This is a genomic window from Pseudomonas sp. Root569, from assembly GCF_001427465.1.
Lineage (GTDB): Bacteria > Pseudomonadota > Gammaproteobacteria > Pseudomonadales > Pseudomonadaceae > Aquipseudomonas > Aquipseudomonas synxantha.
The window spans coordinates 106,793-121,094 of sequence record NZ_LMGQ01000001.1; the positions used below are offsets into that span (position 1 = coordinate 106,793).

A 14,302-nucleotide genomic window follows, 5' to 3' on the forward strand; every position below is an offset into this window, starting at 1 on the left:
GCACAGATACCGCGTTCAGCCTGGCAGTACGCGCTATCGTTGACGCCCTTCGCGAGCCAGTTCGCTCCTACAGGTAAGCGGATCAGGCCACACGATTGAGTTGCACCGCGTGCTGCCCGATAAACTCGGCACTCAACTCGATAACCCGTCGGTATTGCAGGTCGACGGTAATCATGTGATAGCAGTTATCCAGCAGGATCTTGGTCACCGGACCGCCGAGGTGGCGCTCCACGTAGTCGGCGTTCCAGCGGCTGGTGATGTCATCCTCGATGGAGTGCAACACCAGCGCCGGTACCTTGACCTGGGGCATGCGTTTCTTGACCACGGCGTTCATACGGTGCAACTCGCGCACCGTGATGCCTTCCATGGTCAGCAACCCCGCCTCGCTGCTTTCCCCTTCCTTCATCTGCCGCTCGACGATGGCCCGCAGGCGCTCGTTCTTGATGCCGTAGGGCGGCTTCTCTTCGAAGCGGCAAATGTGCACACCGAACGGAATCTTCATCAGCAACGGCGTGAGAAACGCCAGCTTGTTAATGCTCCAACCGTCGTACTTCAAGGTGGTGGAATACATCAGCAGCCCGGCGACTTGGCCTGGGTGTTCAGATGCGACATACATCGACATCACCGCCCCCATGGACAAGCCACCGACGAACACCTGCTCGTGGCGTTGCCTGACCTGTACGAAGGTCTTGCGCACCCCTTCGTACCAGTCCAGCCAACCGGTGGCTTGCAGGTCGCTGTTGTCGCCGCAGTGCCCGGCCAACGTCGGCACATACACTGTGCAGTTACCCGCCTTGGCCAGGCCCTTGGCGACCTGGCGCAACTCCGTCGGGGTGCCGGTCAGGCCGTGGATCAACAGGATCCCGACCGGACCTTCACCGAGTACGAAACCGGCATCGCCTTCACCGAGGTCAATACCGTGCGCACTCACCGCTGGGTCGCTCGCACCAGTAGTTGCTCGAGCAGCTTGAGGCCCAGGTCGATTTCCGGGTAGCTGATTTCCAGGGACGGGGCCAGGGTGATTACGTTTTTGTAGTAACCGCCTACATCGAGGATCAACCCGAGTTTCTGGCCGTCCACCACCATGTCGCCTTTCATGCCTTCTTCGACCATGTAGTCCAGGGTCGCCTTGTCCGGAGTGAAGCCGTCCGGCCCGCAGATTTCGCAACGCAGCGCCAGGCCCAGGCCATCGACGTCGCCGATGATCGGGAAGCGTTTCTGCAGGTCTTGCAAGCCTTCCAGGAAGTATTTGCCCTTGGCCATGACCATCGCGCCGTAGTCGACTTCGCTGGTCATCTTGAACATCTCCAGGCCCACCGCCGTACCCAACGGGTTCGAGGCGAAGGTGGAGTGGGTCGAACCTGGCGGGAAGATCTTCGGGTTGATCAACTCTTCACGGGCCCAGATGCCGCCCAGTGGGTTGAGGCCATTGGTCAGCGCCTTGCCGAACACGATCACGTCCGGTTGTACGTCGAAGTGTTCGATCGACCACAGCTTGCCGGTGCGATAGAAGCCCATCTGGATTTCGTCGGACACCATCAGGATGCCGTGCTGGTCCAGCACATGCTTGAGTTCGCGGTAGAAGTTCATCGGCGGGATCACGTAGCCACCGGTGCCCTGGATCGGCTCGACGTAGAACGCAGCGTATTCGCTCTGGCCGACTTTCGGGTCCCACACGCCGTTGTATTCGGTCTCGAACAGGCGGGCGAATTGCTGCACGCAGTGGCTGCCGTACTCTTCCTTGGTCATGCCTTTCGGGCCACGGAAGTGGTATGGAAACGGGATAAATTGCGCACGCTCGCCGAAGTGGCCGTAGCGACGACGGTAGCGGTAGCTGGAGGTGATCGACGAGGCGCCGAGGGTGCGCCCGTGGTAGCCGCCTTCGAAGGCGAACATCAGGCTCTTGCCGTTGGTGGCATTACGTACCACTTTCAGGGAATCTTCGATGGACTGCGAACCGCCGACGTTGAAGTGCACGCGACCGTCGAGGCCGAACTTGTTCTTGGCGTCGACCGCGATCATTTCCGACAGCTCGATCTTGCCTTTGTGCAGGTACTGGCTGGCGATTTGCGGCAGGGTGTCGATTTGCTTTTTCAGCGCGTTGTTCAGGCGCGGGTTGGCATAGCCGAAGTTGACCGCCGAGTACCACATTTGCAGGTCGAGGTAAGCCTGGTCTTCGGTGTCCCACACATAGGAGCCTTCGCAGCGGCTGAAAATGCGCGGCGGTTCGATGTAGTGAACGGTGTCGCCGTAGGAGCAGTACTTGGCTTCCTTATCCAGCAGAACCTGGTCTTCGGCGGTAGCGATACGGATATCAGACATGATGGAAGAGTTCCTGATTGTCAGCAGAGGTATTGAAGGTGGTGGCGTTGGCGGCGATGCCATGTGGCAGCTTGGCCAGCAATGCAGGCACTTCGGCAAAGGTTTCGAAGCGCGCGTGAGGGATCTGGTTGGCGACGCAGTATTCGGCGAGGCTGCCTTTGGCGAACACGAAGTCGGCGGTGGAGGCCACGCACATGTCCGACTTGCCGTCGCCGATCACCAGCACGCGTTTGTTGCGCGGGGTGGATTTGCACTTGCAGTTGCCGGACGCGGCGCGGCAGGCATCGCTGGCATAGGGGAAGTCGATGCGCCAGCTGTTGTGGTCGACCTGGCGCAGGCGGTTGGCGAGGATCGGTAGCAGGGTCACGTAGTGGCGCGACAGGATGCGGGCGATGCCTTGTTCGATGCCGTCGCTGACCACTTCGATGGTCGCGCCCAGGTCCATGACGTGGTCGACGAAATCCGGGAAGTCCGGGTCGATCTCGACGCTGTCGAAATACGCCAGCAGTTCACTTGGGGTCGCCTTGATCAGCGCCAGTTGGCGGCTCAGGCATTCGCGTGAACCGATGTGCCCATCCAGCCATTGCTGTTCGATGGTTTCCCACTCGGGGCCGGCGAAGCGTTGGAGGACGTTGTCGATGACATCCGTGGGGGTAATGGTCCCATCGAAGTCACACACGATATGCCAGTGGATCATCTGCCTTTACCTAAGAGAGCGCGCTGTCTGCGCTTGCACCTGGGATAGAGCAGGGACTGTGCCAACTGGGCAAAACCCAGTGAGGCCGGGGGGTTTGCAGGATTTGCAGAGGACAATGTGTCTTGGGAGCTACAATTTTTGTAGCTTGCTACAAACAAGATGAGTGCTTGCGCAGAAGCGAGGGTTTGCGCGTTCATGCGCGCCTGTCCACCTTAGGAAAACGCACCATGTCCAAGCTCACATCTGCTGTATTCACCGGTCTACTTGGGCTGTGCAGCGCTTCCAGTGCCGCGTGGGCGGACGGCATCAGCGGCGACGTGGGCGCGGGCCTGAGCTATCAGCCCCATGACCCCAGCGGCAGCCGCTACGAAACCCGGCCCGTGCCATACTTGGACCTGGACTGGGGAGACGTCAGCCTGAGCACCGATGACGGCCTGACCTGGAGCGCGCTGAACAGCCACGGCATCACCGCCGGCCCCTATATCAATTACCTGGCGGGGCGTACTTCCAACGGCGAGTTGCAGGGTTTGCGCAACGTGTCGGACATGGCCGAGGTCGGCGGTTTTATCCAGTACGCCCCGGCCAATTTCTGGCGCGTCTACGCGCAACTGGGCCAGGCCGTGGGCGGCGGGCATTCCCAGAGCGGCGCCCTGGGTAAAATTGGCGGTGAACTGGGCTACCCGCTGGGTGGCGGGATCATCGGCAGCAGCGGCTTGGTCGCGCATTTTGCCGATGCGCGCCAGGCCAACACCTACTTCGGCGTCGACAGCAACGAAGCCGCCGCCACCGGCTTTCGGCCCTACAACGCCAGCGGCGGTTTCCAGAACGTGACGCTGAGCCAAAGCTTCGCCTTCCCCCTGGCGCCCCACTGGTCCCTGCTGACCAGTGCCAGCTGGGTGCACCTGGTGGGCTCGGCGGCCAAGAGCAGCATCGTCAAGCAGGCTGGCGATGTGAATCAGGGCCAAGTGCAGACGGCGATCAGCTACACCTTCGATTAAAAGCCGACGCAGTTCTGCCTTAAGTCAGCAGATCCAAATGTGGGAGGGGGCTTGCCCCCGATGACAGGGTGTCAGTCAACTGATTAATTGACTGACTCACCGCCATCGGGGGCAAGCCCCCTCCCACATTTGGCCTGTGTTGCGCAGCAGAATTTTCAGTGCTCTTCGCCCTCAGCCAAAAGCGCGATACCACCGACAATCACCACCACGCCCACCCAATGCAACAGGCTGATGTGCTCCCCCAGCCCCAACCACGACCCGAGCAACACTGCCACGAACACCAGCGAACTCAAGGGAAATGCCAAGGACAAACTGCTGCGCCGCAGGATCAGCATCCACACGAAAAACGCGCCGAGATAACTGGCAATCGCCGCCAGGATCCCCGGGTTGCGCGCCACGTCAGCCAGCCATTGCCAGGTGAAGTCCATCTGCCCCAACTGATCACCGGCCACCTTGGTAAACAACTGCCCGGCGCTTTCGGTCGCGATCAGCAGCGCCCACAGCATCAGGGTGCCAAGACGCCCATGTAACCAACCGCTATCGCCTGTTTGCGTCGTCATGCCTGGCTCCCCGCAATCGCTACCAACATCACGCCCAAGGTAATCACCAGCGTGCCCACCCAACGCTTGGGGCTGACGGTTTCCTTGAGCACTACCCTGCCCGCCAGTACCACCAGGCAATACGCCAATGCCGCCAGCGGAAACAACAGACTCAACGGCGCACGGGACAAGGCCTCGAGCCAGACAAAAAACTCGATGACATAGGCCCCGACGCCAGCCCAGAGCAGCGGCGCATTGAATACCTGGCCCCAGAATGCGCGCAGTCGAAAGCCACCATCAAGCTGGGGCAAACGGTCTACGCCCAACTTGAAACACAACTGGCCGATCACATCGAGGACGATGGAAAAGGCCAGCAACAACACCACGGTCAGGGTCATGGGAACAGCTCCTCAAACAGGTCGATCAAGGCTTCATTGGTCGCGGCATTGCGCTGCAGATCCTGCGCACTCCAGCGCTCCGGTGACGGCTGGTCGGACTTGGCTTCCCAGCGCTTGAACGCGTTGCTGAACGCCGGCACAGCGAACTCACCGCACACATCGATACCAATGATGCGTTTATGCGCCGCCAACGCCCGCAGGGCCTGGAGCAAGTGGGTCAGGCGCATGCCGCCCTGGTCCCAGTTGGTGGCGGCGTCTTCGCTGGCCAGCACATCTTTGTCGATGGTGATCCAGATCGCTTCGGTGGGCAGGCTGGCGATCATCTGGTCGAGGAACGCTGCCCAGTCCAGGTCCGCCAGGTTGCGCCAGTGCAGGTGGTTTTCCTGTTGCTGGTGGCCGGCACCGTCGCCTACCCGGCCCCAGACTTTCGACGGCGGATGCTGCCAGGGAAACAACTGCAAGTGCCCGCGCTTGAGGGCGCCGAGATTGCCGCCGCGCAGTTGCGGGTTGTGCAGGTCATCACTGCACGGGCCGAGGGTAACGATGCGTTTGATCGCCGGCATCTTCAGCGCACGGTTGACCCACGAACCACAGTGGCGCTTGGGCGCAAAGCGCACCCAGTCGGGGTGGTTGTCGAAGTGGATCAGGCTGATGGGTTCTTTCAGGTCGGCCAAAAAGGCCGGCGTGAGATGGTGATAGTCACCGGAGCCAACAAACAGGATCTCCGGGCGCGCATCCCTGGGCCGTGGCCGTTGCGCCAGGCGCGCAACAAAGCGCTTCCAGGTTTTCTCGGTGGCCCACAAACGCAGTTTCGGGCCCAGGTCCAGCAGATCAAGGCGCGTGGCCCGGCCGCTGGCCAACCGCCGGGCAATGGGTGCCTGGCCGGTGAGGCTGTGGTCGAGGTCAAGAATGTTCAAGGTAATGTTTCACCCCTAATGGCAGCGCCCAACCGCAGGCCGGCTGGGCTTCAGGGGGGTGATGCAAGGGGCGGGCCAGGGCTATGAGCGGTGCCCCGGCTTTGGCTTTAGTTTTTGGCTTCTTCGATGATCTGGCGAATCGCACCAATAAAGGCTTCGGCTGGCTGCCCGCCGCTCACCGCATATTGGTCATTGAACACGATGGTCGGCACCGAAGTCACGCCACGAGAGGTCCACAGTTGCTCCTGTTCGCGAACTTCGGTGGCATATTCATCAGAGGCTAGAATCTGGGCGGCGCGCTTGAGGTCCAGGCCGACGCTTTCGGCGATGATCGCCAGGGTCGCGTGGTCTGAAGGGTCGCGACCATCGGTGAAATAAGCCTTGAACAGCGCTTCCTTGAGGTTGTACTGCAAGCCTTCCAACCCCGCCCAATGCAGCAGGCGATGGGCATCGAAGGTGTTGTAGATGCGGCTCTGGCCATCGGTACGGAAAGCAAAGCCCAACGCCGCGCCCATGTCGCGGATACGCTCGCGGTTGGCCTGGGATTGTTCAGGCGTGGAGCCGTACTTCTCAGTGATGTGCTCGACGATATTCTGACCGATGGCGGGCATGTCCGGGTTCAGTTCGAAGGGCTGGAAATGAATCTCGGCCTGCACCTCGGTGCCCAATTGGTCCAGGGCTTCGGTCAGGCCACGCAGGCCGATGATGCACCAGGGGCAGGACACGTCGCTAACGAAATCGATTTTCAGGGGAGTACTCATGCAGGCAACCTCGCTGGCATTAAATGTGCGCCATAAAGGTTGCACGATACACCAACTTCACAACAGCTTCGCAGGCTCGCCAAGGTCAATCTGCGCCCAGTGCGCGGCATCTTCACGATGGGCTTGCAGGTACGGCAATACAGCCGCCAGCAACGGCGCCTTGAATGCCTCCTGAAAACGGTGGGCCAGGCCTGGAATCAATTTCAACTGGCTGCCTTGAATATGTGCGGCCAGGTGTACGCCATGCATCACCGGCAACAACGGGTCGGCAGTGCCATGCACCACCAGGGTCGGCACTCTCAGTTGGTTGAGCAACGGCACACGGCTGGGCTCGGCGAGGATCGCCATGATCTGGCGCTTGACGCCCTCAGGGTTGAAGGCGCGGTCGTAGGACAGCGCCGCCTGGTGCAACAGCGCCTGGCGGTCATCCTGCACATCCGGGCTACCCAGGGCGGCGAGTAAATCCGCCTGTTGCTCCAGCGCCACCTCACGATTGGGCGCACTGCGCCGTGACAGTAATTGCACCAGCGCCGCGTTCGGCGCTGGCAGGCCCTCGGCACCGGAACTGGTCATGATCAGCGTGAGGCTTTCCACCCGCTGCGGGGCCATTGCTGCCAGATGCTGGGCGATCATGCCGCCCATGCTCGCGCCCAGTACGTGGAATTGCCGAACCTGCAACGCATCCATCAAGCCCAGGGCATCATCGGCCATGTCCGTCAGGGTGTAAGGTGCAGCCACCGGCAGGCCGAGCTTGTAGCGCAGCACTTCGAACGTCAGGTTGGCGCTGGCGGGGGCCTGGCGCCAAGTGGACAGGCCCACGTCACGATTGTCATAACGGATGACCCTAAAACCTTGTTCACACAAGGCCACCACCACTTCATCGGGCCAGTGGATCAACTGCCCGCCCAAGCCCATCACCAGCAGCAGGGCCGGGTCGGAGGCACGACCGATGCTCTGGTAGGCGATGCTCACCTGTTCCAGGTCGACCGTTTGGGTCGGAACATTGACATCACATCGAGACGCCGCAAAAGACGGCAGGCCGAACAAGAGAGCGGCCAGTAAAAGCAACACACGCATGAAAAACACCAAAACGCAGAACCCCAGTAGAGCGCGAGTCTGATGAAGTTTGTTCAAGCGCGCTGCCACAGTTGCATGACAGTTTAATGAAGATCGCTCAACGGTCGTGTCGATAGCTATATGCCGCCGGCCGCCGCACCATTGCCCTGCCCGGCGCCTGGGTGCTGACCGTGGATAACGAGGAACCGGTCAATCAACTTTTGTACCTGCCGACCCTCGCACCGGCCTGGCATACCTTCACCCGACGCACGGACATGGAACGCTGGTTGCTCGTCCGGCAACAAGCGTTGTTCTCCAACAGCGCAAGCGATCCGCTGGCAACCACGACCGCCAGGCCCCGGACACGCCGGCATGGTATGCGCACTCGCACTACACGCTGGCCGACTCGGCGCTCGACAGTTTCGTCGCGGGGCATTTGAAAATACCGCGCCAACGTTACCTGGGCCTGCATTGGCAAATGGCCGCCGAAGGACGCGGCGTAACCTTCGCCGACCTGAAAATCTGGCGTGGCAACATCGGTAAGCCGTTCGCCAATAAACATTTCAGCGCGGTCCAATAGCCCTCTATTACAGGGGCCAGGTAAACATGAGCAGAACTCAATGGGTTACCATTGATCACAAATTCTGCTCATGGAGGCCATCGTGCTGGAAATCCGCCACCTCAAGACCTTGCACGCCTTGCGCGAAGCCGACAGCCTGGTGGAGGCTGCCGAGCGCTTGCATCTCACCCAGTCGGCACTCTCCCACCAATTCAAGGAACTGGAAGAGCGCCTGGGCATGCCGCTATTCGTGCGCAAGACCAAGCCGCTGCGCTTTACCAGCGCCGGCTTGCGCCTGCTGCAACTGGCCGACGCCACCCTGCCGCTGCTACGTGGCGCCGAGCGCGATATTGCCCGCTTGGCCGGCGGTACCGCCGGGCGCCTGCACATGGCCATCGAATGCCACAGTTGTTTCCAATGGCTGATGCCGACCATCGACCAGTTCCGCGATGCCTGGCCGGAGGTCGAATTGGACCTGGCTTCAGGTTTCGCCTTCGCGCCACTGCCGGCCCTGGCCCGCGGCGACCTGGACCTGGTGGTGACCTCCGATCCGCTGGAACTGGCCGGTATCACCTACGTGCCGTTGTTCACCTATGAAGCCATGCTGGCCGTGGCCAACCAGCACCCGCTGGCAAACAAACCCTATATCGTGCCCGAAGACCTGCTCACCGAAACCCTGATCACCTACCCGGTGGAGCGTGACCGCCTGGATATCTTCACGCGCTTCCTGGAACCCGCCGACGTCGAGCCGGCCCAGGTGCGCACCTCGGAACTCACGGTGATGATGATGCAACTGGTGGCCAGCGGTCGCGGCGTGTGCGGCATGCCCCATTGGGCCTTGCATGAATACAGTTCACGCGGCTACGTGAAGGCCAAGCGCCTGGGCGAGAAAGGCTTGTTTGCAACGCTGTATGCCGGGATTCGGGCGGACATGCTGGACGCGCCGTATATGCGCGACTTCCTGCTGACGGCCAAGGACACGTCGTTTTCCACGTTGGATGGGGTCAGCGCGGTGCGTTAAGCAGGTGCTTGCCCCCACCACTCGGCACCTCGCCCAGGCTCGGTGTGCCCGTAATCCGCCAGCGTGGTTTAACGGGGCGCCTAAGATCAAAAGCAGATCAAGATCAAGAGCGGCTCGCTGCGCATCGTGGTTACCGTCGGATGCTACTCAGTTGTGTAGATACCCATGCTCATCGCAGGCAAGCCAGCTCCCACATTTACACAGTGGTGCATCAACTGGATCCTCGCCACCTGCAGCCCCGCCCCCGCATCGACCCAATTGCGCGCCTCAGGCCGGCGCGGTCAGTGAAGCGCGGTAAAACGGCAGGATATGGTCACGGGTCAACGGCGCCAACTGCAAGCCGCCGTCGCCGGCCGGGTCGATCCAGCGCACTTCTTCGATCTCCGCGGCGGGGGTCACTGCCACGTCGATCCGTAACTGGAACATCTGGGCTTCGACGACAAACCCTGGCTCGTTGGCGGCCGGTCCCGAGAATGTGCCGATGTACGTGGCTTTACTTGGGTCGATATGCAGGTCCAGTTCTTCGCGCAGCTCACGGGCCAGGGCTTGCACCGGCTGCTCGCCTGCATCGATCTTGCCGCCAGGTTGCATGAAGGCTTGGGTGCCGCGCTTACGCACCAGCAGGGTCTGGCCGTCGCTGCCGATCAGGATGGCAGCGGCAATGCGGATAGTCTTGGACATGGAGCACCCCCAGGTTCTGAAAGTCGCCAAGGATCCCATGGGCTTGCAGCCCACACAACCTAGCCGACATACATGCACCGCCGTCCCCACCATCGGCAACCCTAGACTCGCACACTCCTATTGCCCTCGGCGCGCCGCATCGATGGAGCGCCGTGCCCCTTTTTGACGAGTTTGCCCATGCCTATTTCATCGCCCCCAACCCCGGAACCCACTGCTGACGAACCTCAGGCCGACGACGCGACCGCACAGCCAGTAACGCTGCCCGTCATGCCGCCGGCTTCGCTGTCCACTGACGAGCAGTCGGCCCACCTCATCCGAGCCCTCGACACGCTCAATACCCAGACCCAGCAACTGCTACAGCAACAACCGAGTGCGGGCGGTGTGTACCAGCAACATTTGGCCGAGATGTTCCCCGAACTGCATCGGCCCATCGATGCTAACCAGATCTTTTACAGTCGCTACCGCGAAGATCAGAACGGACAAAAACAACTGCTGTCCTGCGAGCCCCTGGGCATGTTGCTCAAGAGGTTGCGTGAGCCTGGCGCAGAAGCCTACCTGAGCGCGCAAAGCGGCGCTTTCTACCGCGAACGCGACACGCTGGACGCCGACAAACGCCTGGCCTCCACAGCCGGAATTATCACCCTGCCCAGCCGGCTGGAAGTCGCCATTACCTTGAGCCTGAATACATTCTGGACCAGCGACCAGCCGCCCCAGGCCAACCCGCAAGCACAACTGGTCGACTTGCGCCGTAAGGTGCTGGCCCATCAACTGGCCTTGCGCGTGCTTGACGGCACATTGTCGGCCAGCGCACAGGCACTGGCGGAAACAGTACTCAAGTACCCCAGTGACGCGGCGCGGGAACTGGCGCTACCCGCCAGCAGCAGACCCGCGGCCTACCGCCTGGCGCTGGCCGATGGCAGTGAGTTCGCCGGGGCATTTATCCTCAGCCCCACCCAGGACACACCGCCCACTGGCAAGGTGCTGTTGTACAGCGCGAGCGAGGAATACGAGGAATTTGACAACCTGCAGCGCTTGAATGAAACCATCGCGGCGCGAATCCAGGCCGACGGGCCGGCCGCAAAGCTGCTGGTTGCCAGCCTGTCCGCAGCCGCACGCAGCAGCCTGACCGGCCTGCCGGTGCTGTCGACGCAACCGGTGCGAATCAGCGCCGACGTGATTGCCCACAGCGTCCACTCATTGCGCGTGCGCCAATATTATGCGGCCTGTCATGCCGTGCGCAGTGAAGTCGTGCCCCAGGCCGGTGAGCTCGACCTGGCGATTGACCTGGCCCCGCAACTGGATGTAGCTGTCGCTTTCGTTGCACGCAACCTACGCCTGATAGACGCCGAACCCGCCTGGTTGAAAACCGCCAGCGTGCAGGATCAAGCCCGCTACCGGCAATTGGACAAGGCACTGCTCGACAGCAACCTGGTGCTTTTGCCGCTGCTGGAAACCATCTCGAGCCTGCAAACGTTCGCCGAAGCGCAGACCGACAAGGTGCTGAAACAACAAAAACCCGTTTATGCCGACGTGGAGATCGACCCGTACAGAAGCCTGGTACATCTGCGTGTGTCCGCCGAACAGGGGTCGAGGTCGGCTGAGGTGCGCGGTTATCGTGATGAGGCCAGCGGCATTGTCTACGTCAGCGAAGACCCGAAGATCGACATCCCGCAGTTCCTGCAAGGTAAACAGGTGACATGGGGCACCTGGCGCACCTCGATCCTTGTCGACCTGCGCACACTGGCCAGCTATGCCCGACGCAATGTCGAGTCGTTTTCCGTAGGCGCCCTACTCACTCGGGTCAGCGCCAGCGCGAATATCTTCGACACCGCCGGCGTGCATCGAGGCAAGCTCGGCACTGAAGATCTGCGTGCGCTCGCCCAAGAGGCCGACATTGGCCAGGGCTACGCCAACTACCTGCGCAACGCGTTCGCATCAGATGGCGCGGGAAGCACCTTTGCCATTGCCTGGCAGGCAGCCTGTGCGGCACAACTGAACAAGGACGCTCTGGAGAGCCGACTCAACCCTGATGCTGACGCGCTGTTTACTTTCCGTACCCCCGGCAGCGGCCGCGACTGGATCAAGGCGGTTACCGAATACCCCGACTCAACGAACCGCCCCCGGGTCAGCGATCACGAGATAGAGGTCAACCTGCTGGTCATGGGCGGCGCGCAGGCCAGGGGCCAAGGTGGGCAGGTGATCAATCGCGTGCTGGTGATTCAGCGCAAGGGCACCAAGCCCGACGGCGTCAGCCTGCTGTATACGCCGGACGCCCCGGATGGCATACCCGTGCGTGAACTCACCAAGGGCCTGGCGCAGCTCGACACGCTCAAGGCCAGGGTCGAATGGCAGGCGTATTTCAGGCCGCGCATGGCGATCCAGGATGCCGAAGAAATCAAGCGCATCTTCAACGATACCCGCGGTGTGCACCGGTATGCCTTGACGCCCATCAGCGGGAATATCCACGCGTACCTGTATTCGGCGCAGCTGGGGTTTCAACTGGCCCACGCCGACTTCCGCTCACGCAGCAATGCCGAGGTCTCACGTGAGTCGGCGGTGAACGCCTTCATGTTGGGCGTGGAGGCTACCGATACCCTGCTTGGCCTGGTTCCCGGCAAAGCCACCCTGTCGCTGCTGCGCCGCGGTGTCCAACGCGGGCTGGGCCTGGCCAGGCAGCTAGGGCAGCGAGTACCGGGGCTGGCGAAGAAAATCGGCGCTGCCCAGAAAACCCGCGTAACGCTGGCCGCGACCTCCGTGCGCCCGCTGGAACCCGCCTGGGTGGATGTGACGCCTTATCGGTTACCCGAGCAGATCGGGCCGTTTTTCAATGTTGCGGGGTTTGCCCAGGCCAACCGCTACAAGCTGTCGCGCCAAACCGGCAGCGCGCCGTATTTTTTTGATAAGCACAATAACCAACGCATTGCGATGCGCGATCAGGCAGGCCGCTATTACTTGTACCCGTCCTATGTAGAGGACGGCGCACGCTATGTACGCGACCCGGCGGGGAACCACGTGGACTTTATGGTCGTGCCCGCAGATGCCAAGGGCTGGAAGCCGCGGTTCGAACGCAACGCCAGGGGCGGCGGCCCGGTTCTCGGGGCCTTGCGCCCTCTCACCCCTGAACAGCAAGTGGATGCGGACCTGATCCTGGCTATGCAGGTCTATGCCACAGAAGCAGAGATGCGGGTGTTAGAAGAGGTCATCAGACAAACCAGCGCCTCGCAAAAACTCAACTTCATCACTCGCGCACGCCAGCAGCTGGGCACGAATGTGGATGAGGCTGAGTTTCGCCTCTGGCTGTCCAGACCCTACAGCTTGAGCACAGCCAATCAACAAAAATTACGCACGTCCGTGCTGACCCTGCGCTTCGACCTGGCCGCGTACGAACACATCCACAAGTCGACCCGCAGCCTGAGGCCACCGCTGTCCGCCGCGGACAAGGATGAGCTGTTCAAGCAGGTCAAACGACTGATTGGCAAGAACGACAATTTCGCCAAGGAGATCCGCACCTCGATATCCATTATCGACCCCGACACCGAGGCGCAATTCGTCGGCTACGCCATCACGCAAAAACACCAGAATGCGATGGAGCGGTTTGCGCAGAAATATGAGCTCTACACCTGGCAACAGGCGGCGCTGAATGAGTTCGCCAACGAACCGGCACGTCGCGCGCAGATCTTCAAACTGGCCGCCGACATCAACATCCCCCTCGAACAGGCGGCGCATCAGTTTCTATTGCGGCCCGATGTGAAGAAAACCCTGGATGACTTCATGAAGGATACCTTCAAGGCAAAACTCGCCAGGCTTCAGGTCACCTCTTATTCAGAAGACTTCAAGAAGTCCGGCATTCCCTACATTGCCATGTCACGGGGCAAGCACGACGCTGACGCTGGCGTCACCATGGTCGACAGCCGCACCGTCACGCAATTCGAACGGGAACTGCCGAAATTTTCCACGCCCCTGGAGTTTGAAATACCGCGCGTTCAAACCCACAGGACCCAACGCCCGAGGCCGGCCACGCCGTCGGTCACGCAAGCCATCCCGGCCCGTGACCCGGACATCAATATCGTGAAGCTGGATGAGTTGGCACAGACCCAGAAAAGACTCCTGCCCGATAGCGCCATGACCAAGCTCGAGCAGATCACCCAGGATATCCAGGCCGGGCGCCTGAGCCGCAAGCGGATCAACAACTACACCTATGTTGATCTACCCCAGGTGCAGGCCGGCTCGGGGCGTGGACTGTGGCGTGTGGCGATAGAACAAAACGGCAAGGAAGGCGGCAAGGATGTCTACATCATCCGTGGCATCTTTGACTATCACGGCAGCAAGCACGTGGCCTGGGGCGTGTAGCCC

At 61.3% G+C, this 14,302-nt stretch carries 13 protein-coding genes; 4 read left to right on the plus strand and 9 right to left on the minus strand.

What is annotated here, in order from left to right; all coding sequences use genetic code 11:
- Window positions 1-82: 82 nt before the first annotated feature.
- From ASD70_RS00575 to ASD70_RS00585, 3 genes are read right to left on the minus strand one after another with little or no spacing between them, the layout of a single operon-like run.
- Window positions 83-931: an alpha/beta hydrolase gene (locus ASD70_RS00575; RefSeq protein WP_046071136.1), complete on the minus strand. Its 849-nt coding sequence runs from the start codon at window positions 929-931 to the stop codon at window positions 83-85.
- Window positions 928-2,322, minus strand: coding sequence for an aspartate aminotransferase family protein (locus ASD70_RS00580; protein WP_046071135.1), 1,395 nt, complete (start codon window positions 2,320-2,322; stop codon window positions 928-930). The genes ASD70_RS00575 and ASD70_RS00580 overlap by 4 nt, the downstream gene beginning before the upstream one ends.
- Complete coding sequence (locus ASD70_RS00585) at window positions 2,315-3,019, minus strand: MtnX-like HAD-IB family phosphatase (RefSeq protein WP_056845424.1); 705 nt, start codon at window positions 3,017-3,019, stop codon at window positions 2,315-2,317. Before ASD70_RS00585 ends, ASD70_RS00580 begins: the two co-directional genes overlap by 8 nt.
- Before the next feature lie 227 nt (window positions 3,020-3,246).
- Here ASD70_RS00585 and ASD70_RS00590 point away from each other — a divergent pair, with 227 nt between their 5' ends.
- Complete coding sequence (locus ASD70_RS00590; RefSeq protein WP_046071133.1) at window positions 3,247-4,017, plus strand: MipA/OmpV family protein; 771 nt, start codon at window positions 3,247-3,249, stop codon at window positions 4,015-4,017.
- A gap of 155 nt (window positions 4,018-4,172) precedes the next feature.
- Here ASD70_RS00590 and ASD70_RS00595 read toward each other — a convergent pair whose 3' ends face one another.
- The 5 genes from ASD70_RS00595 to ASD70_RS00615 all read right to left on the minus strand — a co-directional run bounded on the left by ASD70_RS00595 (window position 4,173) and on the right by ASD70_RS00615 (window position 7,709).
- Window positions 4,173-4,577, minus strand: a complete 405-nt coding sequence (locus tag ASD70_RS00595; RefSeq protein WP_056845425.1) for an EamA family transporter — start codon at window positions 4,575-4,577, stop codon at window positions 4,173-4,175.
- Window positions 4,574-4,954: an EamA family transporter gene (locus ASD70_RS00600; protein WP_056845426.1), complete on the minus strand. Its 381-nt coding sequence runs from the start codon at window positions 4,952-4,954 to the stop codon at window positions 4,574-4,576. Before ASD70_RS00600 ends, ASD70_RS00595 begins: the two co-directional genes overlap by 4 nt.
- The gene (locus ASD70_RS00605) at window positions 4,951-5,871 is read right to left on the minus strand and encodes an arginase (RefSeq protein ID WP_046071131.1); all 921 of its coding nucleotides are present in this window, start codon (window positions 5,869-5,871) and stop codon (window positions 4,951-4,953) included. Before ASD70_RS00605 ends, ASD70_RS00600 begins: the two co-directional genes overlap by 4 nt.
- Window positions 5,872-5,978: 107 nt before the next feature.
- The gene (locus ASD70_RS00610; RefSeq protein WP_046071130.1) at window positions 5,979-6,632 is read right to left on the minus strand and encodes a DsbA family oxidoreductase; all 654 of its coding nucleotides are present in this window, start codon (window positions 6,630-6,632) and stop codon (window positions 5,979-5,981) included.
- A 57-nt stretch (window positions 6,633-6,689) separates the two neighbouring features.
- Window positions 6,690-7,709: an alpha/beta fold hydrolase gene (locus tag ASD70_RS00615; RefSeq protein ID WP_046072660.1), complete on the minus strand. Its 1,020-nt coding sequence runs from the start codon at window positions 7,707-7,709 to the stop codon at window positions 6,690-6,692.
- Between the two features lie 415 nt (window positions 7,710-8,124).
- Here ASD70_RS00615 and ASD70_RS28820 point away from each other — a divergent pair, with 415 nt between their 5' ends.
- Together ASD70_RS28820 and metR are read left to right on the plus strand one after the other, a co-directional pair.
- Window positions 8,125-8,268 (plus strand): hypothetical protein, encoded by a 144-nt coding sequence (locus tag ASD70_RS28820; RefSeq protein WP_156382901.1) that lies wholly within the window; start codon window positions 8,125-8,127, stop codon window positions 8,266-8,268.
- Window positions 8,269-8,350: 82 nt separating this feature from the next.
- Entirely contained in the window at window positions 8,351-9,268 is a 918-nt protein-coding gene (gene metR / locus ASD70_RS00620) for a transcriptional regulator MetR (RefSeq protein WP_043051677.1), read from the plus strand.
- A 267-nt stretch (window positions 9,269-9,535) separates the two neighbouring features.
- Here metR and ASD70_RS00625 read toward each other — a convergent pair whose 3' ends face one another.
- Entirely contained in the window at window positions 9,536-9,949 is a 414-nt protein-coding gene (locus ASD70_RS00625; protein WP_046071129.1) for an NUDIX hydrolase, read from the minus strand.
- 177 nt (window positions 9,950-10,126) lie between these two features.
- Between ASD70_RS00625 and ASD70_RS00630 the strand changes: the two genes are divergently transcribed.
- The gene (locus tag ASD70_RS00630) at window positions 10,127-14,299 is read left to right on the plus strand and encodes a hypothetical protein (protein WP_056845427.1); all 4,173 of its coding nucleotides are present in this window, start codon (window positions 10,127-10,129) and stop codon (window positions 14,297-14,299) included.
- The last annotated feature ends 3 nt before the right edge of the window (window positions 14,300-14,302 follow it).

What these genes read in the sequence shown, in the direction of transcription:
- ASD70_RS00580 (WP_046071135.1), bottom strand. Translation starts at nt 2,322, where the DNA reads ATGTCTGATATCCGTATCGCTACCGCCGAAGACCAGGTTCTGCTGGAT.
- ASD70_RS00585 (WP_056845424.1), bottom strand. Translation starts at nt 3,019, where the DNA reads ATGATCCACTGGCATATCGTGTGTGACTTCGATGGGACCATTACCCCC.
- ASD70_RS00590 (WP_046071133.1), top strand. Translation starts at nt 3,247, where the DNA reads ATGTCCAAGCTCACATCTGCTGTATTCACCGGTCTACTTGGGCTGTGC.
- ASD70_RS00595 (WP_056845425.1), bottom strand. Translation starts at nt 4,577, where the DNA reads ATGACGACGCAAACAGGCGATAGCGGTTGGTTACATGGGCGTCTTGGC.
- ASD70_RS00600 (WP_056845426.1), bottom strand. Translation starts at nt 4,954, where the DNA reads ATGACCCTGACCGTGGTGTTGTTGCTGGCCTTTTCCATCGTCCTCGAT.
- ASD70_RS00610 (WP_046071130.1), bottom strand. Translation starts at nt 6,632, where the DNA reads ATGAGTACTCCCCTGAAAATCGATTTCGTTAGCGACGTGTCCTGCCCC.
- ASD70_RS00615 (WP_046072660.1), bottom strand. Translation starts at nt 7,709, where the DNA reads ATGCGTGTGTTGCTTTTACTGGCCGCTCTCTTGTTCGGCCTGCCGTCT.
- ASD70_RS00625 (WP_046071129.1), bottom strand. Translation starts at nt 9,949, where the DNA reads ATGTCCAAGACTATCCGCATTGCCGCTGCCATCCTGATCGGCAGCGAC.
- ASD70_RS00630 (WP_056845427.1), top strand. Translation starts at nt 10,127, where the DNA reads ATGCCTATTTCATCGCCCCCAACCCCGGAACCCACTGCTGACGAACCT.